The organism is Saccharothrix sp. NRRL B-16348 (assembly GCF_001280085.1).
GTDB lineage: Bacteria > Actinomycetota > Actinomycetes > Mycobacteriales > Pseudonocardiaceae > Actinosynnema.
Genome location: NZ_LGED01000142.1, coordinates 1 through 304, shown reverse-complemented (window position 1 = coordinate 304; position 304 = coordinate 1). Strand labels below are relative to the sequence as shown.

Annotated in this window: 1 protein-coding gene; it reads right to left on the bottom strand. The window is 64.1% G+C overall.

Annotated features, from left to right (window positions below):
- Window positions 1-180 (bottom strand): helix-turn-helix transcriptional regulator (locus ADK67_RS49000; protein ID WP_157620405.1); only part of this gene is annotated, 180 nt, incomplete at its 3' end.
- Window positions 181-304 lie beyond the last annotated feature (124 nt).

Below are 304 nucleotides of genomic sequence, written 5' to 3'. Positions count from 1 at the left end.
CCCGAGCGAGGGCAGGTTGTGGCCAGGGCGTTCGGCGAGTGACACGTACTGCCGGGTGTAACCGATTCGTCGAGCGAGTTGCGGCTGGCTGAGCCCGGCTTCTTCGCGTCGACGTTTGATTTCAAGGGCAAGTCGGATCGCTGCGGCGGTGTCGGAGTCTGTCCAGCGGAGGTCGGGCATGGTGGCTCCGGTGCGGGGGGGGGGAAAAAAAGGGGCAAAACGGCTAGGAATCGATTTGCCCCGGTCCGTGATCGTAGCTGGGCCCGGGCGAATGTTTCCAAGGGGTTTCGGGGGTTTACGGGAG